We start from the raw sequence: 18802 nt of genomic DNA on the forward strand, positions 1-18802 counted from the left end.
ACCCCCTTTTGGTTGCTTCGGGCATCCGCTGATTGAGCGGATTTGCCGGGGTGGTCGGTGGGGCGGCTTCGTCCGGGCGGATTTCGCCGACATGGTCATGTGTTCATGCGACCGTCTACGCCCCTGTCCCTCTGCCTGGCAGCAGCCGCCGCCCTCCTGCCGGCCCCCGCAGCAGCCGGCGCCGAATCCGGCGCCGTCCCCGACTGTGCCGACGGCCGCCGGGACTTCCCCCTGACCACCCGCATCCACGGCGGCCCCGCCAGTTACCGGGCCGGCGGCGCCCCCGGCACCTGGTACCTCGACCTCACCAACACCACCGACCGCCCCTGCACCGCCGTCCACCCCGTCGTCGTCCTCACCGACGACAGCCGTGCCCTGAGGCCCGGCCAGGCACGCATGGAGTTCTACGACGGCCCCCGCGCCCACCCCGTCCGCTTCGAGACGACCGACCGGGACGAGCTGATCGGGGCGTTCGACGACGGCTTCCCCGGATTCACGGTCGAGCCCGGCCGTACCGTCACCGTCAAGGTCACCCTCGCCCTGACCGCCGACGCCGCACCCGACCGGGTCACCGCCAGCGCCGCCGTCGTGAGGCGCCGTGGGGACGACGGCGACTGGATCGGGCAGTCCGGGGCCTACCGGTTCGGCGTCGACACGGAACCGGCTCGCGCGACCGACCCTGAGGCCGACCCCGAGGCTGACCCGGAAGCCGATCCCGAAGCCGATCCGGATTCCGACCCGGCCTCGGCTGCCACCGCATCCCCGGCCCCGACCGCCTCCCGCAGCCCGCTCGCCCTCGCCGAGGCCGCCGAGCAACTCGCCCGTACGGGCCTCGGCTCCGCCCAGCGGGCCGCCGTGGCGCTCGCCGCCGCGCTGCTCGCCGTGGGAGGGGCGCTGTTCCACTTCCGGCGGCGCCGGTGAGGTGCGGGGCTGCGGGGCCGATGCCGGCGACCGCAGCGATCACATACGTACGATTAAGGACCGTTGCGTACGATCAAAAACTTTGATCAGATGCGGTCGATCAGATCCGCGATCGAGTTCACGATCTTCGACGGGCGGAACGGATAGCGGTCCACCTCGTCGGGCTGGGTCACGCCGGTCATCACCAGGAAGGTCCGCATCCCGGCCTCCAGGCCCGCCAGGACGTCGGTGTCCATCCGGTCGCCGATCATGGCGCTGGACTCCGAGTGGGCCCCGATCGCGTTGAGCCCGGCCCGCATCATCAGGGGGTTGGGCTTGCCGACGAAGTACGGCTTCTTGCCCGTCGCCGCCGTGATCAGCGCCGCGACCGCACCCGTGGCGGGCAGGGCGCCGTCGGTCGAGGGGCCGGTCTCGTCGGGGTTCGTGGCGATGAAACGAGCGCCGTCGTTGATCAGCCGTACCGCCTTCGTCATGGACTCGAAGGAGTAGGTGCGGGTCTCGCCGAGGATCACGAAGTCGGGCTCGGTGTCGGTGAGGATGTAGCCGACCTCGTGCAGCGCGGTGGTCAGGCCCGCCTCGCCGATGACGTACGCCGTGCCGCCGGGCCGCTGGTCCGCGAGGAACTGCGCCGTGGCCAGGGCGGACGTCCAGATGTTGTCGATCGGCACGTCCAGTCCCATGCGAGACAGCCGGGCGTGCAGATCGCGCTGGGTGTAGATCGAATTGTTGGTCAGGACGAGGAAGGGCTTCCCGGACGCCTTGAGACGCTTGAGGAACTCGTCGGCACCGGGGATGGGGACGCCTTCGTGGATCAGCACCCCGTCCATGTCGGTGAGCCATGACTCGATCGGCTTGCGCTCTGGCATACGGGGTTTCTCCTGCCGGACGTGGTGCTGGTGGTGCTCTATGGGCTGGTCCAAGGGTATCCGGAGCCGCGCGGGGTGATCGGAAACCGGTGCGCCGGAAAAACGACCCGTACGGAGCAGCCCTGCTGCGCTGCGGATGCGGGCGCCAGGGCGGTGAGGGAGGCTCACAGTGTCTGGAGGTTCACGATGAGTTCACCTCGCTTCACGTTCCGTAGCGCACTCTGCGGGGCCGGATTCGCCTCGCTCACCGCTGCCGCCGTGACCCTGACCCCGGAAGCGGCCGTCGCGGCCCCCGCCGCCGAGGCTCCGGGTGTCTTCGTCACCCCGGTCTCACCCGCCCCCGGTTCCGACATCGTCCTCGCGGTCAGCGGCTGCGCCGAGCGCACGGCCACGGCCACGTCCGACGCCTTCGTCACCGACGCCCGGCTGGCCGGGGCGGACGGCACGCTGGTGGGGGAGAGCCGGGTGCGCTCCTCCGCCCGGCCGGGGAAGTACACGGTGCAGGTCGTCTGCGGGGTCGTCCGGATCAAGGGGACGCTGACGGTGGCCGCGCCTGCGGCTTTTCAGGCTTCGGTGTCCTCGGCATCTACGGCATCTACGGCGTCTGCGGCGTCTGCGGCGTCTGCGGCGTCCAAGGCTTCTGCTCCGGCTACGACGTCTACGGCGCCCACCGTGTCGTCTCCGGCTACGGCGTCCACCGAGCCCGCCCCCGCCACCCCCGCCGCTCCCCTCACCCCCGCCTCCCCCGTGGCCCCCGTCCCCGCCGGCGGTGGCGGCACCGCAGGCCTCGTAGCCGTGGACGCTGTAGCCGCCGTGGACGACACCGACGGCTCCCGCGCCTCCGGACCTGACGCCGCGCAGTCCGCGACCGGCCTGGTGCTGGCCTCTGCCGCGGCCGTGGCCGTGGCGCTGCGCGGGTCCCGGCGGCGCCGCGACTCGGACTGAACCCGTGCCCGACGACGACCGCGAACCGCCCGCCTTCCGCACCGGCGCCCGCACCGGGAGCGGCACCGGCCGTCTCCTGACCGTCCTCACCTGGACCGTGCTGCTGTGCGGGCTGTGGCTCTGGGGGCTCCAGCTCACCGACGTGCCGGAACACGCCACGGGCACCGCGACCACCGCGACCACCGCGACCGGAGACATCGCCACCGTCGGACGACTCCCGTACGCCCCCGCGGTCCCCGGTGCCCCGGACGCCACCAGCGCCCCGAATGCCACAGGGGCCCCGAGTACCACAGGGGCCCCGGAGCTCCGGTTTCCGCCCGCCGCACCGCCCCTGAAGAGCGCCGTACCCCAGCGCATCGACATCCCCGCCCTCGGAGTCCAGGCTCCCGTCGTCGCCCGCGGCCTCGACGCGCAGGGTGCCGTCCAGCCGCCGCCGTTCGACCAGGCCGGAGTCGTCGGCTGGTACGCCGCCGGGACGGGACCCGGGGCCGTCGGGCCCGCGGTGCTGGTCGGGCACGTCGACACCGAGACCCGGCCCGCCGTGTTCTACCGGCTCAGCACGATGCGCCCCGGCCAGCGGGTCCGGGTGGTCCGGGACGACGGCAAGGTCGCCGAGTTCACCGTCGACGACGTACGAGTCCTCGCCCGCGATCGCTTCGACGCCCGCCAGGCCTACGGCGCCCGGCAGCCGGGGCGGGCCGAGCTGCGGCTGATCACCTGCGGCGGCGTCTTCGACCGCGCGAGCCGCAGTTACTCGGCCAACGTGGTCGTGTCCGCCTACCTCACGGGCACCAGCGGCTGACCCGTACGCCTAAACCACAGGTAGGGCATCTGCGTACCTCAGTGGTTGCGCGCCCCGGTCACGGACAGCCGGGTGCGGATGTCGTCGAAGTGGTCCCTTATGGCCGCCTCCGCCCGCGCCGCGTCCCCGGAGCGGACCGCCTCGACGATCTCCCGGTGCTGCCGGCAGGTGGCCTTCGGATCGTGTGGCACGGGTGTGAGGTCCCGCTGGACCTGGTGGAACGCGTCCCAGAACGCCTCCAGGACCTCGCCGAGCAGCGCGTTGTCCAGGCCTCGGTAGAGGGTGGCGTGAAACGCGCGGTCGGTCTCGGCGAGGCCGGTGCCGCGTACGGTCTCCTCCTCCATACGGTCGACCAGCGCGTCCAGTTCGGCCAGATCCGCCGCGGGTATCCGCCCGGCCAGCCGGGAGACCAGGCCCGCCTCCATCGCCTCGCGCAGCTCCAGCAGTTGCAGCAGGGAGTCCTCGCCCCGGTGATGCCCGGCGACCGTACGGAAGGCGAGCCCCTCGATCAGCGGGGCGAACGACAGCGGCCCGACATAGGTGCCGAAGCCGTGCCGGATCTCCACGATGCCCATCGCCTGGAGCGCCTTGAGGGCCTCCCGCACGGAGTTGCGGCTGGCGCCGAGGAACTCCATCAGCTCGGGCTCGGTCGGCAGCGGGGCCCCGGAGGGCAGCCTGCGGTCGATGATGAGCTTCTTGATCCGCTCCTGCAGGTCTCGCGCCGCCATGGCCAGAGGGTATCCGGCCAAAGAGGGGAGCGGACATGGTGAGGGCGGGGGAACACAGCGATGGCGAGGCCATCCGCGTCACCGCGAACCAGCCTCGCCATCGTCGTCGTGCGCCGCCAGGGACTCGAACCCCGGACCCGCTGATTAAGAGTCAGCTGCTCTAACCAACTGAGCTAGCGGCGCCTGCTGACGTGGAAACTCTACATGACGTACGGGGGTGCTTCCGACCCGCGACCGGCGACCGGCGGCCGGTGGCTGAGGGATGACGGCAGGCGCCGTACGCGGGCGTCCGCGGCGACGCACGGTGAGCCGAACCGGTCGCCGCACCGGTGCGGCCGGTGCGGCCGGTGGCCGCAGCGCGGTGGGCCGAACCGGCCGCCGCACGGTGAGCCGCACCGCCGCCGTACATCATTCGGACCGTCAGCATGCGGTTCCGGTGGACCGGTTGGACACTGTCGAATGTGCATGAATGTGGACAATTCAAATTCAGCATCTCCATCCGGAAGCGTGAGGGGCAACGCATGGACCGTCCGGCCTTCGAGGAATTCGATCCCACGAGCGACTGCGACTGCCCCGGGTGCGTCCAGTGGAGACGGACCCTGCCCCCGACCCTGCCCCCTTCCCCCACCCGCTTCCGTACGGCCGCTCCCGTCGCCGCCCAGCGGAGCCTGATCGTCGCCGCCGCGGCCACCGCCGCCCTCGGTGCGAGCCAGGCGGCACCCGCCCTCGCCGCTCCCCACGCCCCGTCCGACCCCGGCACCCCCATCACCGCCGACGAGCCCGCCACCCCGCAGGGCAACCGGGCCCCGCTGCACGGTCCCGGCGGTGTCTCGGCGCTGCCCCCGGCCGCGACCACCGTGCCGGAGACCACCCGTACCGACATCATCAAGCGGGCCCAGACCTGGGTCACCGCGCAGGTCCCGTACAGCATGGAGGACTACTGGACGGACGGATACCGCCAGGACTGCTCCGGCTTCGTCTCGATGGCCTGGAACCTGCCCGGCAACGAGTGGACCGGCAGTCTCGGCGCGTACGGCGACCGCATCACCAAGGACGAGCTCCAGCCCGGCGACATGCTGCTCTTCCACAATCTCGCCGACCCCGAGACGGGCTCGCACGTCACCCTGTTCGGCGGCTGGACCGACTCCAGCCGCACCTACTACCTCGCCTACGAGCAGACCCCGCCGCACGCCCGCAGCAAGGAAACCCCCTACCCGTACACCAGCCACGCCGACGACTATGTCCCCTACCGCTACAAGGGGATCAAGGCCGAGACGGCAGGCGCCCAGGCCTCCGGCACGGACAAGGATGCGGGCAGCGAGGCCACCGCCTACCCGGGCGCCGCCTCCTTCGGTCCCGGCGCGGACAACGACTACGTCACCCGGCTCGGCCGGATGCTCGTCGCACGCGGCGCCGCCTCCTACTACACGACCGGTCCGGGCCCCCGCTGGACCGACGCCGATATGCGCGCCACCCACGCCTTCCAGCAGGCCCAGGGATGGACCGGCACCGCCGCCGACGGGCTTCCCGGGCCGCGCACCTGGGATCTGCTGGTCACCGGCCAGGGCAAGGGCATCGTGACCGGCAAGGCCGGAGCACCGCCGTCCTCCTCGCCGGGGGCGTCCGGGGCGTCCGGGGCGTCCGGGGCGTCCGGCGCGTCCGGCGCGTTCGCGGCGTTCGGGCCGACTGGCGTGCCTGCCTTCCCCGGGCGGGAGATGTTCCGGCCCGGCGCGGCCAATACCCACGTCTACCAGCTGGGCAGGCAGCTGATGCTGAAGGGGTACGGCCGCTATTACACCTCTGGCCCCGGCAGGAACTGGACCGAGGCGGACCGCCGCAATGTGGCCGTGTTCCAGCAGGCCCAGGGCTGGCGGGGCAGCGCGGCGGACGGCTACCCGGGGCCGGAGACCTGGCGACGGCTGTTCTCATGACCGACGGGGGCGGCTCAGAGGCGCCCCAAGCACTGTCCGATTGGTGACGCATCTGGCGCGGAGGCTGGAGGCACGCATGAGTACGACCACTTCACACACCCCCGGGTCCGCACCCGGTCCGGACGGGCCGGGGGGCACGGAGGGCATGGAGGGCCAGGGGGACCCGGGGAGCACCGGCCCGGCGGCTCCCGGGGTCCCCCGGCTGATCCACACCGAGGCGACCACCGAGATCCCCGTCCATCTGCTGTTCCGCGACGATCCCGCCCCGGCGCCGCTCCCGCTGCGGCCCACCGTGGTCGGGCGCCGGCAGGGCACCGGCGAGCAGCCGAGGCTACGGCGCCCGGGGCCCGCCAAGCCGCGTCCGGTGCCGCAGGTCGAACCCGGTCTCGCCGAGACTCCGGCGCGGGTCCTGCCCGGCGCGGCCGGGGTGCTCGCCGGGGCGGGCGGGGTCGCCGGGTGCGTGGCCGCGTCCTGGTGGGCGGGGGTGCTCCCGCCGCTCGCGCTGGAGGCGCTGAGCCTGCCGGCGTACGCGGGCGCGGGGCTCGGTCCCGCGCAGTGGGCGGCGTACGCCGGGGCCGGGGCGCTCGGTCTGTTCGGCTTCGGCGGCCTGGCCAGGGGGCGGACCGGGCGGGCCTGGGTGCTCGGCCTCTTCGGCCGCTACCGGGGCACGGTGCGGCGCACCGGTCTGCTGTGGGTCAACCCGCTGCTGCTGCGCCGGCGGGTGGACGTACGGCTGCGGCACTGGCGCAGCGAGCCGATGGCGGGGGCCGACGGCAACGGGGTGGCGCTGCGGGCGGTGGTGCTCGTTGTGTGGCGGGTGCGGGACACCGCGCGGGCGGTGCTCGGGGTCGAGGACCACGAGACCTATCTGCGCGAGTGCGTGGAGGCGGCCCTGGCCCGGATCCCCGTGGAGCCGCCGGGCGGCGGCGCGCAGAGCGGCGGGGCGCAGGGCGCGGCGGAGACGGCGTGCGACGCGCTGACCCGGCTGGTGGCGGCGGACGCGGCGCCGGTCGGACTGGAGGTGTTCTCGGTGCGCCCGGTCCGGGTCGAGTACGCCCCCGAGGTCGCCGCCGCCATGAACCGGCGCCGGATCGCGGCGCTGGACGCGCGGCAGCGGGCGGACATGCTGGGCTCGGTCGTCGACTCGGTGGAGGACACGGTGACCCGGCTGACCATGCGCGGCCTGGTCGAACTCGACGACTACGAACGCAAGTCGCTGGTGCGGGACCTCACGGTGGCGTTCTGCGCGGGGCGTACCGAGTCCACACCGTGATGGGGACCGGTACGGACATGTGGATTGGTATGGACATGTTCAAGGTGCGCCCATAATCTGAGGCTTGGTCTAGACCTGAAAGCCTGGCCGGTCCCGTGGGTCTCCGCGGGTCCCGCGAGACCGGCGAGGCCCCGGCAAGAAGCGCAAGAACCGCACAGCTCAGTGAACACCCCCACGTTCTCCAGGAGCGGCAGTATGCGCACCAAGACCAAGCTGTACGCGGCGGTGCTGGGCCTCACCACCGCCGGAGTGTTCGTCCTCTCCACCGGCAGCGCCAGCAGCCACGGCTACACCGACCTCCCCATCAGCAGGCAGAAGCTCTGCGCCAACGGCACCGTGCCCAACTGCGGTGACATCCAGTGGGAGCCGCAGAGCGTCGAGGGGCCCAAGGGCTTCCCGAGCGCGGGGCCGGCCGACGGCACGATCTGCAACGGCGGTGTGAGCCGGTTCAGCCAGCTCAGCTCGCCGCGCACCCCGGCGGGCACCGCGTGGCCGACCACCGGACTGACCGGCGGTCAGACCTACACGTTCCGCTGGCAGTTCACCGCGATGCACGCCACGACCGACTTCAGGTACTACGTCACCAAGCAGGGCTGGAACCAGAACCACGCCCTGTCCCGCTCGGACCTCAACACCACCCCGTTCCTCACCGTCCCCTACAACGGCCAGCGCCCGCCGGCCACGCTCAGCCACAGCGGCACCCTGCCGACCGGGCTGAGCGGCCACCACGTCATCCTCGCGGTGTGGACGATCGCCGACACGGGGAACGCGTTCTACGCCTGCTCGGACGTCACCTTCTGAGGTTTCCTTGAGGACCCTCCACAGTCCGGAGGGGTACATTCCCGGACACCGGTCATCCGGACCGGTGTTCGGAAGCGGGGGATCCCCATGGGCTTTATGGACGCGGGGGAAGCGTTCTTCTATCTCATTCCCGGCATCATGGTCGCCTTCGGGGTCCTCGGGCTGGTCAGGACACTGAGACGGTCGAGCGAGATCAGCCGGGCGTGGCGGCACGGGCGTACGGCCGAGGGGCGCTGTCTGCGGTCGTACACGACGACCAGCGGCGGCCATGGGGAGATGTCGGTGTCGACCACGCTCCACCATGTGTACGAGTTCGTCACGGCCGAGGGGCAGGCTGTCCGCATCGACGAGACAGGCGGGCCGTCGACTGTCCTCGAGGGGGACTTCGTGACGGTGTACTACCTGCCGGAGAACCCCTCGGCGGCGACGGTGGAGCCGCCTGCGCAGGGGCGGTTGGCTGTGGGGACGGGGTGCACGGTGGCGTTCTTCGTGGTGTTCATCTTGGCGGCTCTGAGCTTCATGGTGTCGGCGCATTCCATCTTCTCGGCGTGGGACGACTTCTGACCGTGAGTGCCCTGCGCTCCTGAGGGGTGTCGATCTGACGGAGTGTCAATTAATCTGCTTCTCCATGGCCTTCCATGGGGGCACGATCGCTGAAGCCGTGGCTGCCCGGTGGGGTGACCACCGGGCGGGGTTGTGGTGCGGGGAGCAGGTGCTCACCCATCACGAAGTGGCCGGAGGGGCGGCTGCCCGGGCCGCGCTGCTCGCGGATCTGCTGCCTCCCCGTGCCGTGTCCCACATCGGCGTTCTCCTCGACAACACACCTGAATTCCCGCTCTGGTTGGGGGCCGCCGCCCTTGCCGGAGCCGCCGTGGCCGGGGTCAATCCGACCCGTCGCGGCCCCGAACTCGCCCGGGACATCCTGCACACCGAGTGCCCCGTCCTCGTCACCGAGCGGGCTCAACTGCCCCTCCTCGCCGGGCTCGAACTCCCCGGTGTCCGCCTCCTCGTCACCGACGAACCCGAGTACGCGGCTCTCCTCGCCCCCTACCTCGGCGCCGTCCCGGACCCCTCCCGGGCCACCCCCGCCGATCGGATCCTCCTTTACTTCACCTCCGGTTCCACGGGTGCCCCGAAAGCCGCGCTCTGTTCGCAGGGACGGCTGGCGGCGGCCGGGCGGTCGCTCGTCGAGCAGTTCGGGGTCGGGCCCGACGACGTGCACTACATCTGCATGCCGATGTTCCACGGCAACGCCGTGATCGCCGACTGGGCGCCCGCGCTGATGGCGGGCGCCGGGGTGGCGTTACGGCGGCGGTTCTCGGCCTCCGGGTTCCTGGGCGACGTACGGCGGTACCGGGCTACCTACTTCACTTACGTCGGGCGTGCGGTGCAGTACATCCTCGCTACCGAGCCGCGGTCCGACGACCGGGACCATCCGTTGCGGCTCGGGTTCGGGACGGAGGCCGGGGCCGTGGACGCGGCGGCGTTCGAGGACCGGTTCGGGGTGCGGCTGGTGGAGGGGTACGGGTCGTCGGAGGGCGGGGCGGCGATCCAGTGGTCGCCGGGGACGCCGGACGGGGCGGTGGGGAAGGGGGCGCCCGGTCTCGTCGTACTCGATCAGAAGTCGGGCCGGGAGTGTCCGGCGGCCGTCTTCGACTCCGGGGGGCGGTTGCTGAACGGGGAGGAAGCCATCGGGGAGCTGGTGAACCGGGCGCCGAACCCCTTCGAGGGGTACTGGCGGAATCCGGTGGCGGAGGCCGAGCGGCGGCGGGGCGGCTGGTACTGGACCGGGGATCTGTTCTTCCGGGACCGGGACGGCTATCTGTACTTCGCGGGGCGTACCGACGACCGGATACGGGTCGACGGGGAGAATCTGGCCGCCGCGATGATCGAGGCGATCCTCGCCCGCTACCCCGGGGCCGCCGCCGTCGCCGTGTACGCGGTGCCGGACCCGGTGACCGGCGACCAGGTGATGGCGACCTTGGCGGGTGACTTCGGCCGGGACTCCGAGGACGGATCCGGGAGCGGGTCTGGCAGCGGTTCCGGGGGTGGTCCCGGGGGCGGGTCTGGCAGCGGTTCCGGGGGTGGTTCCGGGGGTGGTTTCGACGCGGCGGACTTCGCCGCCTTCCTGCTGGCCCAGCCCGACCTGGGCACCAAGATGGCACCCCGCTTCGTACGGGTCGTGCCGCGGATGCCGGTCACCGCGACCAACAAGATCCACCGTGCGCTGCTCAGGAAGGAGGGGTTCCGCTGCGCCGACCCGGTGTGGTGGCGGCCGGCGGGGGAGCGGGCGTACCGCAGACTGACCGCGGAGGACCAGGCCGACCTGGCCGGGATGGGTGAGGGCTACGACGTGAAGAGGCCCCTCGCTCCCACGAGAGGCCCCTCACCTGTGCGCCGCCAGGGACTCGAACCCCGGACCCGCTGATTAAGAGTCAGCTGCTCTAACCAACTGAGCTAGCGGCGCATGACTCCCGCCGTCCGCTTTCCGCGGTCGGCGACGAAGAAAATACTACCTGGTCCCGAGGGGTGCTCCTGACCACCGCTCGGGACCGCTGACCACCGGCGGTCAGCACGGGTTCCTAGATCGCCAGCGACAGCAGGACCGGCGCCGCGCTGCGGTTCAGGGTGTCCGCGGCCTGGCGCAGCCGGTGGACGTGCTCGACCGGCATGGACAGCGCCAGGCAGCCCACCGAGGAGCCCGCCGTGATCGGCACCGCCGCGCACACCGTGCCCACGGCGTACTCCTGGAGGTCCAGGACCGGCACCGTCGGCGGCTGGGAGTCCAGCCGGGAGAGCAGCAGCCTGTCGCTGGTGATGGTGCGCGAGGTCAGCCGGGCCAGCTTGTGCCGGGCGAGATGGTCCCGGCGGGCGTTGTGGTCGAGCTGGCCGAGCAGGCTCTTGCCCATCGCGGTGGCGTGGGCGGAGAACCGGAAGTCCACCCACTCGTTCGCCGCGGGGGTGGCCGGGCTCTCGGCGCAGTGGGTGACCTTCACCTCGCCGTCGACGTACCGGCTGATGTAGACGGCCGCGCCCACCGAGTCGCGCAGCCGGTCCAGGGTGTGCTGGAGATTGTCGCGCAGGGCCTGGTCACGGCCCCGGGCGGCGCCCAGCCGGGTGAGCGCGGCCCCGGCGACATACGCGCCGCCGGTGACCTGCTCGACGTAGCCCTCCCGGCGCAGCATCCGCAGCAGCGCGGTCAGACGCTGGGTGCCGAGGCCGGTCCGGCGGGCGATCATGGTGTCGGTCATACCGGCGGAGTGCCGCGCCACCGCCTCCAGGACGCGCAGCGCGTCCTGGGCCGAGTGGTACGGCGCGGTCGGCTCGTGCTTGAGCGCCACGGTTCCCCCTGCGGTCGCCTCTGGGCCGTTTCCGGACAGTGGACTTCTCCACGATAACCGGCAAGAGCCGCATCAGGGGCGGCTGTTGGCGAGATCGCACCCCTCCCATCTGCGGCGCAGACACAGCGGCATATGCCAGCGGCAGGCGAAGGCCGGGCGACCTCGGTTGTTGCCACGACCGGTTCCTGCAATTACAGATGGATGCCCTGGGCAAGCACGGCGGATTGGTGGCCCGGCGCACGGGGACACGCCCGGCTTCTCCCGATCGTCTCGCGATGGTCCGTGATCGACTCGCGATCGTCTCGCACCCGTCGACCGCGTGCGCCGGGAACCCGGGTGCCGGAAGGTGATTCCGGGGCACGTCCCGCGCCGCCTGGGGCATCAGAAGAACAGCAGGACACCGGCGCACGGCAGGAAGGGCCGCCATGACCGCACTCGGATTCCTCCGCACCGGCCGCACCGGCCGTGCGGGGGAGGACGACTATCCGCGCATCGAGCAGCTCCTCGGCAGTGACATCCGGCTCGATGTCGTCCATGTCGCAGGGACGGAGCCCGGCAAGGACGGCAAGGACGGCAAGGACGCTGCGGGTGCGGACGACGACGCCGTACGGCTGCTGGGGGCGCCGGAGCGGCTGGCGGTCGCGACGGAGCAGTTGCGGCTCGGGGGTGCCGAGGCCGTCGTCTGGGCGTCGACCGGCGGGAGTGCGTGCTACGGCTGGGAGGGTGCCCACGCCCAGACGGCCGCCCTGGCCCGGACGGCCGGTATGCCTGCCTCCTCGACCTGCTTCGCCTTTGTGCACGCCATGCGCGAGCTGGGCACCCGCCGGGTCGCCGTGGCGACCGTCGGCCCGGCTGCTGCCGCCGCCCGCTTCGCCGACTTCCTGCGCGCCGGAGGTGCCGAGGTGACCGGCGTGCATGCCGCCGCAGCCGCAGGGGGCGCACCGGGTACGGGCGGCGAGGCGGGCACGCCGGACGTGGGTGAGGCGGGCACGCCGGACGTGGGCGAGGTCGAGCTGCTCGCCCTGGCCCGTGCCGCCGACCACCCCTCCGCCCAGGCCCTGCTGCTGCCGGACACCGGACTGGGCACCGTCGCCCACATCCCCGCCCTGGAACGGGCGCTCGGCAAGCCGGTCCTCACGGCCAACCAGGTCACGGTGTGGGAGGCGCTCCGGCTGGCCGGCCGCAGGCTCAACGCACCGCTGCTCGGCGCGCTGTTCACCCGCGAACCGCTGGTGCAGGTGCAGGTACCGCCCCGGGAATAACCGGAGACTCCCTCCTGTTACCGTCTCGACCGCACCTGAAGACACGAGCGACGCCCACCGCAGGAGGCACCCACCGTGACGGCAGACGACGAGATCCGGGGCGAGGCACACGGCACCGCCCCCGTCCCCCTCTCCGTGCTGGACCTGGTCACCGTAGGCGCCGGGCGGACCGCCACCGACGCGCTGCGCACCAGCGTCGAGCTGTCCCGGCTCGCCGAGACACGCGGCTACCACCGGTACTGGGTCGCCGAGCACCACTCGACGCCGGGCGTCGCCTCCTCCTCGCCCGCCGTGATCCTCGCCCACCTCGCCGCCCACACCGACCGCATCCGGCTCGGCTCGGGCGGCGTGATGCTGCCCAACCACGCGCCCCTCGTCATCGCCGAGCAGTTCGGCACGCTGGAGGCCATGGCCCCCGGCCGGATCGACCTCGGCCTCGGCCGCGCCCCCGGCACCGACGGCGCCACCGCCGCCGCCCTGCGCCGCGCCGACCGCCTCGACGAGACCGCCGACGCCTTCCCCCAGCAGCTCGCCGAGCTGACCCGTTTCCTGGACGACGACTTCCCCGACGGCCACCCCTACCGGCGCATCCACGCCATACCCGGCCCGGTGCAGGGCACCGCCCCCGGCGGCGTCCAGTCCCCGCACCGCCCGCCGATCTGGCTGCTCGGCTCCTCCGGCTTCAGCGCCCGGCTCGCCGCGACGCTCGGCCTGCCGTTCGCCTTCGCGCACCACTTCTCCGCACAGAACACCGTCCCGGCCCTCGACCTCTACCGCGACTCCTTCCGCCCCTCCGCCGTCCTCGACGAGCCGTACGCCCTGATCGGCGTGTCCGCGTTCGCCGCCGACGACGAGCGGCAGGCCCGCCGCCAGGTGCTGGCCACCGGCGTCAGCATGGTCCGGCTGCGCACCGGCCGCCCGGGACTCTTCCCGGCGCCCGAGGAGGCGGAGGCGTACGAACGTGAACTCACCGAGATGGAGCGGGAGTTCGTCACGTCATGGACGGCGAACATCGTGCACGGCACGGCCGACGAGGTGCGCGCCGGGCTCGACGAGCTCCAGAAGCGCACCGGCGCCGACGAGTTGATGCTCACCACGCACGCCCACCGGGGCGAACTCAGGCTGCGGTCCTTCGAACTCGTCGCGGACGCTTACGGGTTGCCGACGGCCTGAGCAGCGGCCTGAGCAGCGGCCTGGTCGGCGGCTGATGCGATGGCGGTCGTCTGTGTGGCGGCGGCTGTCTGCACGGTGGCGGCGGCTGTCTGCACGGTGGCGGCTGCCTGCGCCGCGGCGGCCGGTGCGGCAGCCGTCTGTGCGGTAGTCGTCTCTACGGCAGCCGTCTGCGCGGTGGCGGTCACGGGGCCGCCGGCCAGCAGCTCGGAGATGCGGTCCGGCGGCACCGGCCGGGAGTACAGCCAGCCCTGGCCGGTGTCGCATCCGATCCTGCGTAGCCGGGTGGCCTGCGAGGAGGTCTCCACGCACTCGGCGGTGACCGTCAGACCGAGCCGGTGGGCGAGCTGGACCATCGCCTCGACGATGACCACGTCGGCCGGGTTCGGCGGCCGACCCGCGCCGGAGGCGGTGTCCGCACCCCGGCCGGTCTCCGAACTGCCGCTCCCGCCCCCGTTGTTGTGGGCCCCGCCGCCTTCGCCGCCGTCGTCCTCGTACTGGAAGCCGCGGACGAACGACCCGTCCAGCTTCAGCGCGGACACCGGCAGTCGGCTGAGGTACGCCAGGTTGGAGTAGCCGGTGCCGAAGTCGTCGATGGCGATGCGCACGCCCATCTCGGACAGCGCCCGGAGGGTCTGGAGCGGGCGGCCCGCCGAGCCCATGACCGCCGACTCGGTGAGTTCGAGCTGGAGCAGCCGGGGGGCGAGGCCGGTCTCAGCGAGGACCTCGGCGACGTCCGAGACCAGGTCGGAGTCCCACACCTGACGGACTGCCACATTGACGCTGACGAAGATCGGTGGCTCGTCGGGGCGTTCGAGCTGCCAGCGACGCGCCTGGTGACAGGCGGCGGCCAGGATCCACCGGCCGAGCGGCACGATCGCGCCGTCCTCCTCGGCGATCGCGATGAACCGATTCGGCGCCAGTGTGCCGAACTGCGGGTGGTTCCAGCGGATCAGCGCCTCGACACCGTGCAGCAGGTCGTCCGCCATACCGACCAGCGGCTGGTACTCCAGCACGAACTCGCCGCGCTCGATGGCGGGTCGGAGGGTGGAGGCGAGTGCCTGGCGGGTCACGCGGTGGGCGTTGCGCTCGGGGTCGAAGAGGGTCCAGCGGGACTTGCCGTCCTCCTTGGCCCAGTAGAGCGTGGTGTCGGCCGCCTGCATCAGGGCGGTGGCCGTGGTCCCGGTCGCGTGGCGCTCGACGACGCCGATCGACGCCGTCAGGAACAGTTTGCGGCCGGACAGGTCGAAGGGCGCCTGGAGGGCGGTGAGGACGGACTCGGCGAGGTCGGCGAGCTGGTCGGTGCCGGTCGAGTCCTCGACGAGCAGGGCGAATTCGTCGCCGCCGAGCCGTGCCACCAGCGGCGCGCCGGACCTGGCGAACCCGGCCTCCCCGGCGCAGCGCGTCAGCCGTTCGGCCACGGCGGCGAGCAGTTGGTCGCCGACGTGGTGGCCGAGGGTGTCGTTGACCGCCTTGAACCCGTCGAGGTCCAGATAGCACAGCCCGATCCGGCCGGTGCCGCCCAGTTCGTACGACTCCGGCTCCAGCGCGGCCGTCAGGCGCTCGAAGAACAGGGTGCGGTTGGGCAGCCGGGTCACCGGGTCGTGCATCTGCAAGTGCCGCAGCCGGGCCTGGAGTTCGCGGCGGGCGCTGATGTCGGCGACGGACAGCAGGACGGCCTCGGTGCTGCCGGGCAGCGGCTCCACGGTGATCTGCGCCCACAGGGAGCGGCCGTCGGGCTGCTTCAGCCGGCGGGTGCAGCGCAGCCGGTTCTCCCGGCCGCCGAGCACCTCGCGGTAGGCGAGCCAGGTGCGGGGGTCGGACGACAGGTCGACCAGATCGGCGGCGGGTCGCCCTGTCAGCGTGCCCGGCACGGCGCCCAGGAGGGTGCCGAAGGTGTCGTTGGCGCCGGTGACCACGCCCGCGCGGTCGAGGACGGCCATCGCGAGGGGCGCGGCGGCGAACGCCGTGCGGTACGGGTCGGGCGGTCCCGTACCCGTACCGGGAGATACGGCACCTGCGGGCATGACACCGGCACCGGGGGACACCGCACTGGCACCGGAGGGCATGGCACCGGCACCGGAGGGCACGGCACCGGGAGACGCGACCGCGTCACTGTCTGTGACGGTCGGCCGGACGGGGTCTGCCGAGGGCGCAGGCCCTTCGGACGTTCCGCTCACCGCTCGCTCCCGCAGTGCAGTCGTTCTCGGTCCGTGCAGGAAAGTGTGCCGATCATAGAGGCTGATCCTGGGCCCTTTCAGCGACTCGGCGAGGATCGGGGGCTACCGGTACCGCCGCCAGATCGTTTCTGCCCGCCAATGGGCGGGTTCTTCAGCCGTCGGATCGGTTGTGACGTTCCGTGAGTGTTTCGGGGTGTCGCGCCGTGCGAGCCCGCGTGCGGTCGCCCGTCCGCGCCCCGCTCACCCTTCCGGTGCAGACAAACAGGGCATAGGGGTCGAACGTCACAAAGGCTGGATGCGGAGTCCCGCGAACCGCATCCGGAGGTGCCCGTGCCGCGTCAGCTCCCCCTCAAGGGACTCGTCGCCGTGGGCACCACGATGTCGGCACTGGTCGCCACCTCCCTGATCACCGGTCCCTCGGCCGCCGAACCCCTCGCCCTCTCGCCGTGCGCCCTGCGCCGCACCGACGCCCACCACTCGGAGGGCCTGGACACCTGGAACACCGCCTACGTACGCCCGGACCGGCCGCTGGACGCCGTGCTGGTCTTCCTCTCGTTCCCGGACTCCGTCCCGCGCGCCACCCCCGCCCAACTGACCGCCGACCACTTCCCGGCCACCAGCCGCTTCTTCGAACGCGCCTCCTACGGCAGATCCACCGTGCGCCCGCATCCGCTCGGGCACTGGCTGCGGATGCCACGGTCGTCCCAGTCGTACGCCATACAGCGCGACTGGGACGCCACCGACCGCGCCGCCTACCTCCACGACGCGCTCGCCGTGTCCGACCCTGAGGTCGACTTCTCCCGCTACGACATCGTGTACTTCGTCGCCGACCCGGACGCGCCCGGCGTCGACTCCGACGCGACGAAGGTCGTCAACCTGGACACTCCGCTGCGGGCGGACGGCACGGACATCCGGCGGGTCGTCACGGTCTTCGAGAGGCATCCGCCCGACCCCCTGGTCCTGGCCCACGAGACGGGCCATGTCTTCGACCTGCCCGACCTCTACCACCGGCCGGTGGACGGCAAGGGGGACTGGGACACGTACGTCGGCGACTGGGACCTGATGGGCAGCCAGTTCGGACTGTCCCCGGACCTGTTCGGCTGGCACAAGTGGAAGCTGGGCTGGCTGGAGCCGCGCCAGGTGGCCTGTGTCATCCGCGGCACCCGCCCGGTCCGCCTCACCCTCGAACCCCTCTCGGCCCCCACCCCCGTCACCCCGGCCGTCCTGGTCGGCCGGTACGCCGTCCCCGGCCACGGGGTGAAGCTGGCGGTGGTCCGCACCGGCGTGGACAGCGCCCTCGCCCTCGAAGCGCGGGAGGCGACGGGCAACGACGAGGCGACCTGCCGGCAGGGCGTGCTGGTGTACCGGGTGCGCGGCGGGAAGGCGTCCGGCGGCGGCCCGGTCCAGGTGATCGACGCCCACCCGCGCACCGAGGCATGCTGGGAGACCTCGGTCTACCCGCCCCTCGCCGACGCACCGGTGGCCTCCGGTGAGACGTTCACGGTGCCGGGCGACGGGGTGCAGGTGGCGGTGGGGGCGCGGACGGCGTGGGGGGAGTGGCCGGTGACGATCACGGGGGACTGAGAGTGCGCCGGGGCGAGGGAGGCTTGGGTGAGGGGAGTCCAGAACCCCTCAAGACACGTTCACGGCGCTGACCTGAAGGGGGGTGTGGGTGGCGAAGCCCCCACAACGCGCGGCGAAGCCGCGCAAAAACAGAGATGGCGAACCCGGTTCGCGCTCTCCGCGAACATGGCTCGCCATCGTCATCGTGCGCCGCCAGGGACTCGAACCCCGGACCCGCTGATTAAGAGTCAGCTGCTCTAACCAACTGAGCTAGCGGCGCCTGCTGACGTCGTAGACATTAGCACCCTGGTCGGGGGGAGGAAAAATCGATATCCGGGGATCGGAGCGGGCGGCGCGGACGGCGGCCCACAGGAGCACCTCCGGCCCCGGCAGCCAGGGCTGAAGGGTCTCGGCGCCGACGAGCCAGCGGGCATCGCCGCTGGTGGAGAGGGTGTCGAGAAGCGGCGCGGGCAGGGTGACGGCGTCCCCGGTGCCGAGGCAGAGCAGGGGCGGTACGGCGCCGGTGCGGCCCCACTCCTCCCAGGACAGCAGGGACGGCAGCCGCTGGGCCGAACCCGGGGCGGCGAAGATCAGCGCACGGCCGCGGAAGGCGGCGACGGGGCCGGAGCCGGGCCCCTCGCCCCACAGCCGGTCGAGCATCCGGCGCCCGAAGACGGCGGGGGCGCTCACCACGTCGAAGACGGTGCCGCACGGCAGCACCACGGGGGCGTCGGGCCGCTCCCGCCAGAGGGCGAGGGTGCTGCGCGGGTAGGTTCCCGCCGACGCGAGCCAGACAGCCCCGTCGCAGGTGACACCGGACTCGCGGTCCGGCAGACGGAAGGGGACGTCGGGGGTGCGGCTCGTGCGGCTCGTGCGGCTCGTGCTGGTCATGCCGGATGTCTACCCCCGGTGGGTACCCGGTTCCCGGCCCTCGCCGAAAAACGGGACAGGAGGGGGAGCGGGAGGGTATCTTCCGCCCGGCATATGCCATTGCCGACCATGGCCGGCCATTGCCCGGC

16 protein-coding genes and 3 tRNA genes are annotated in these 18802 nt (G+C 72.4%); 11 read left to right on the forward strand and 8 right to left on the reverse strand.

From position 1 onward, the window contains the following. The first annotated feature begins 105 nt into the window (after nt 1-105). Nucleotides 106-921 (forward strand): LPXTG cell wall anchor domain-containing protein, encoded by an 816-nt coding sequence (locus ACSYGN_RS25520; RefSeq protein WP_460399456.1) that lies wholly within the window; start codon nt 106-108, stop codon nt 919-921. A gap of 86 nt (nt 922-1007) precedes the next feature. Here the strand turns inward: ACSYGN_RS25520 and ACSYGN_RS25525 are convergent, their stop codons facing one another. Then, a complete protein-coding gene (locus tag ACSYGN_RS25525; protein WP_460399458.1) occupies nt 1008-1787 on the reverse strand; it encodes an HAD-IIA family hydrolase in 780 nt (259 codons plus the stop codon). A 186-nt stretch (nt 1788-1973) separates the two neighbouring features. Between ACSYGN_RS25525 and ACSYGN_RS25530 the strand changes: the two genes are divergently transcribed. Together ACSYGN_RS25530 and ACSYGN_RS25535 are read left to right on the forward strand one after the other, a co-directional pair. After that, complete coding sequence (locus tag ACSYGN_RS25530) at nt 1974-2732, forward strand: hypothetical protein (RefSeq protein WP_460399460.1); 759 nt, start codon at nt 1974-1976, stop codon at nt 2730-2732. Between the two features lie 4 nt (nt 2733-2736). After that, entirely contained in the window at nt 2737-3534 is a 798-nt protein-coding gene (locus tag ACSYGN_RS25535) for a class F sortase (RefSeq protein WP_460399462.1), read from the forward strand. A gap of 38 nt (nt 3535-3572) precedes the next feature. Here the strand turns inward: ACSYGN_RS25535 and ACSYGN_RS25540 are convergent, their stop codons facing one another. Next, a complete protein-coding gene (locus ACSYGN_RS25540; protein WP_460399464.1) occupies nt 3573-4262 on the reverse strand; it encodes a FadR/GntR family transcriptional regulator in 690 nt (229 codons plus the stop codon). A gap of 109 nt (nt 4263-4371) precedes the next feature. Further along, a tRNA-Lys gene (locus ACSYGN_RS25545) sits at nt 4372-4445 on the reverse strand. A gap of 338 nt (nt 4446-4783) precedes the next feature. Between ACSYGN_RS25545 and ACSYGN_RS25550 the strand changes: the two genes are divergently transcribed. From ACSYGN_RS25550 to ACSYGN_RS25570, 5 genes are all read left to right on the forward strand, one after another. Beyond that, on the forward strand, nt 4784-6193 hold the full coding sequence (locus ACSYGN_RS25550) for a peptidoglycan-binding protein (RefSeq protein WP_460399466.1): 1410 nt from the start codon (nt 4784-4786) through the stop codon (nt 6191-6193). Nucleotides 6194-6269: 76 nt separating this feature from the next. Next, a complete protein-coding gene (locus ACSYGN_RS25555; RefSeq protein WP_460399467.1) occupies nt 6270-7466 on the forward strand; it encodes an SPFH domain-containing protein in 1197 nt (398 codons plus the stop codon). A gap of 195 nt (nt 7467-7661) precedes the next feature. Further along, entirely contained in the window at nt 7662-8267 is a 606-nt protein-coding gene (locus tag ACSYGN_RS25560) for a lytic polysaccharide monooxygenase auxiliary activity family 9 protein (protein WP_460399469.1), read from the forward strand. Nucleotides 8268-8363: 96 nt separating this feature from the next. Beyond that, nucleotides 8364-8831, forward strand: coding sequence for a DUF3592 domain-containing protein (locus ACSYGN_RS25565; protein WP_460399471.1), 468 nt, complete (start codon nt 8364-8366; stop codon nt 8829-8831). 64 nt (nt 8832-8895) lie between these two features. Next, complete coding sequence (locus tag ACSYGN_RS25570; protein ID WP_460399473.1) at nt 8896-10695, forward strand: AMP-binding protein; 1800 nt, start codon at nt 8896-8898, stop codon at nt 10693-10695. On the opposite strand, the gene ACSYGN_RS25575 is transcribed toward ACSYGN_RS25570, so the two are convergent. Further along, nucleotides 10661-10734 (reverse strand) — tRNA-Lys (locus ACSYGN_RS25575). The two genes, ACSYGN_RS25570 and ACSYGN_RS25575, sit on opposite strands and share 35 nt — an antisense overlap. A gap of 115 nt (nt 10735-10849) precedes the next feature. Continuing rightward, nucleotides 10850-11608, reverse strand: a complete 759-nt coding sequence (locus ACSYGN_RS25580; RefSeq protein ID WP_460399475.1) for an IclR family transcriptional regulator — start codon at nt 11606-11608, stop codon at nt 10850-10852. A 425-nt stretch (nt 11609-12033) separates the two neighbouring features. On the opposite strand from ACSYGN_RS25580, the gene ACSYGN_RS25585 reads away from it, so the two are divergent. Continuing rightward, entirely contained in the window at nt 12034-12870 is an 837-nt protein-coding gene (locus ACSYGN_RS25585; RefSeq protein WP_460399477.1) for an aspartate racemase/maleate isomerase family protein, read from the forward strand. A gap of 75 nt (nt 12871-12945) precedes the next feature. After that, nucleotides 12946-14043: an LLM class flavin-dependent oxidoreductase gene (locus ACSYGN_RS25590; RefSeq protein WP_460399479.1), complete on the forward strand. Its 1098-nt coding sequence runs from the start codon at nt 12946-12948 to the stop codon at nt 14041-14043. Here the strand turns inward: ACSYGN_RS25590 and ACSYGN_RS25595 are convergent. Then, nucleotides 14022-16067, reverse strand: coding sequence for a putative bifunctional diguanylate cyclase/phosphodiesterase (locus ACSYGN_RS25595; RefSeq protein ID WP_460399481.1), 2046 nt, complete (start codon nt 16065-16067; stop codon nt 14022-14024). The genes ACSYGN_RS25590 and ACSYGN_RS25595 overlap by 22 nt on opposite strands. A gap of 483 nt (nt 16068-16550) precedes the next feature. On the opposite strand from ACSYGN_RS25595, the gene ACSYGN_RS25600 reads away from it, so the two are divergent. Then, nucleotides 16551-17804 carry a M6 family metalloprotease domain-containing protein gene (locus ACSYGN_RS25600; protein WP_460399483.1) on the forward strand — a complete coding sequence of 418 codons (1254 nt, stop codon included), beginning with the start codon at nt 16551-16553 and terminating at the stop codon, nt 17802-17804. 185 nt (nt 17805-17989) lie between these two features. On the opposite strand, the gene ACSYGN_RS25605 is transcribed toward ACSYGN_RS25600, so the two are convergent. Together ACSYGN_RS25605 and ACSYGN_RS25610 are read right to left on the reverse strand one after the other, a co-directional pair. Then, nucleotides 17990-18063: transfer RNA gene (locus ACSYGN_RS25605), tRNA-Lys, on the reverse strand. After that, the gene (locus ACSYGN_RS25610; RefSeq protein WP_460399485.1) at nt 18054-18674 is read right to left on the reverse strand and encodes a bifunctional DNA primase/polymerase; all 621 of its coding nucleotides are present in this window, start codon (nt 18672-18674) and stop codon (nt 18054-18056) included. Before ACSYGN_RS25610 ends, ACSYGN_RS25605 begins: the two co-directional genes overlap by 10 nt. Nucleotides 18675-18802: the final 128 nt, after the last annotated feature.

This window comes from Streptomyces sp. YIM S03343 (assembly GCF_054729195.1).

Bases quoted from the DNA above. Each gene is read 5' to 3' on its own strand.
- ACSYGN_RS25550 (WP_460399466.1), top strand. From the start codon at position 4,784: ATGGACCGTCCGGCCTTCGAGGAATTCGATCCCACGAGCGACTGCGAC.
- ACSYGN_RS25530 (WP_460399460.1), top strand. From the start codon at position 1,974: ATGAGTTCACCTCGCTTCACGTTCCGTAGCGCACTCTGCGGGGCCGGA.
- ACSYGN_RS25560 (WP_460399469.1), top strand. From the start codon at position 7,662: ATGCGCACCAAGACCAAGCTGTACGCGGCGGTGCTGGGCCTCACCACC.
- ACSYGN_RS25555 (WP_460399467.1), top strand. From the start codon at position 6,270: ATGAGTACGACCACTTCACACACCCCCGGGTCCGCACCCGGTCCGGAC.
- ACSYGN_RS25570 (WP_460399473.1), top strand. From the start codon at position 8,896: ATGGCCTTCCATGGGGGCACGATCGCTGAAGCCGTGGCTGCCCGGTGG.
- ACSYGN_RS25610 (WP_460399485.1), bottom strand. From the start codon at position 18,674: ATGACCAGCACGAGCCGCACGAGCCGCACGAGCCGCACCCCCGACGTC.
- ACSYGN_RS25540 (WP_460399464.1), bottom strand. From the start codon at position 4,262: ATGGCGGCGCGAGACCTGCAGGAGCGGATCAAGAAGCTCATCATCGAC.
- ACSYGN_RS25525 (WP_460399458.1), bottom strand. From the start codon at position 1,787: ATGCCAGAGCGCAAGCCGATCGAGTCATGGCTCACCGACATGGACGGG.
- ACSYGN_RS25565 (WP_460399471.1), top strand. From the start codon at position 8,364: ATGGACGCGGGGGAAGCGTTCTTCTATCTCATTCCCGGCATCATGGTC.
- ACSYGN_RS25520 (WP_460399456.1), top strand. From the start codon at position 106: ATGCGACCGTCTACGCCCCTGTCCCTCTGCCTGGCAGCAGCCGCCGCC.
- ACSYGN_RS25595 (WP_460399481.1), bottom strand. From the start codon at position 16,067: ATGCCCGCAGGTGCCGTATCTCCCGGTACGGGTACGGGACCGCCCGAC.
- ACSYGN_RS25585 (WP_460399477.1), top strand. From the start codon at position 12,034: ATGACCGCACTCGGATTCCTCCGCACCGGCCGCACCGGCCGTGCGGGG.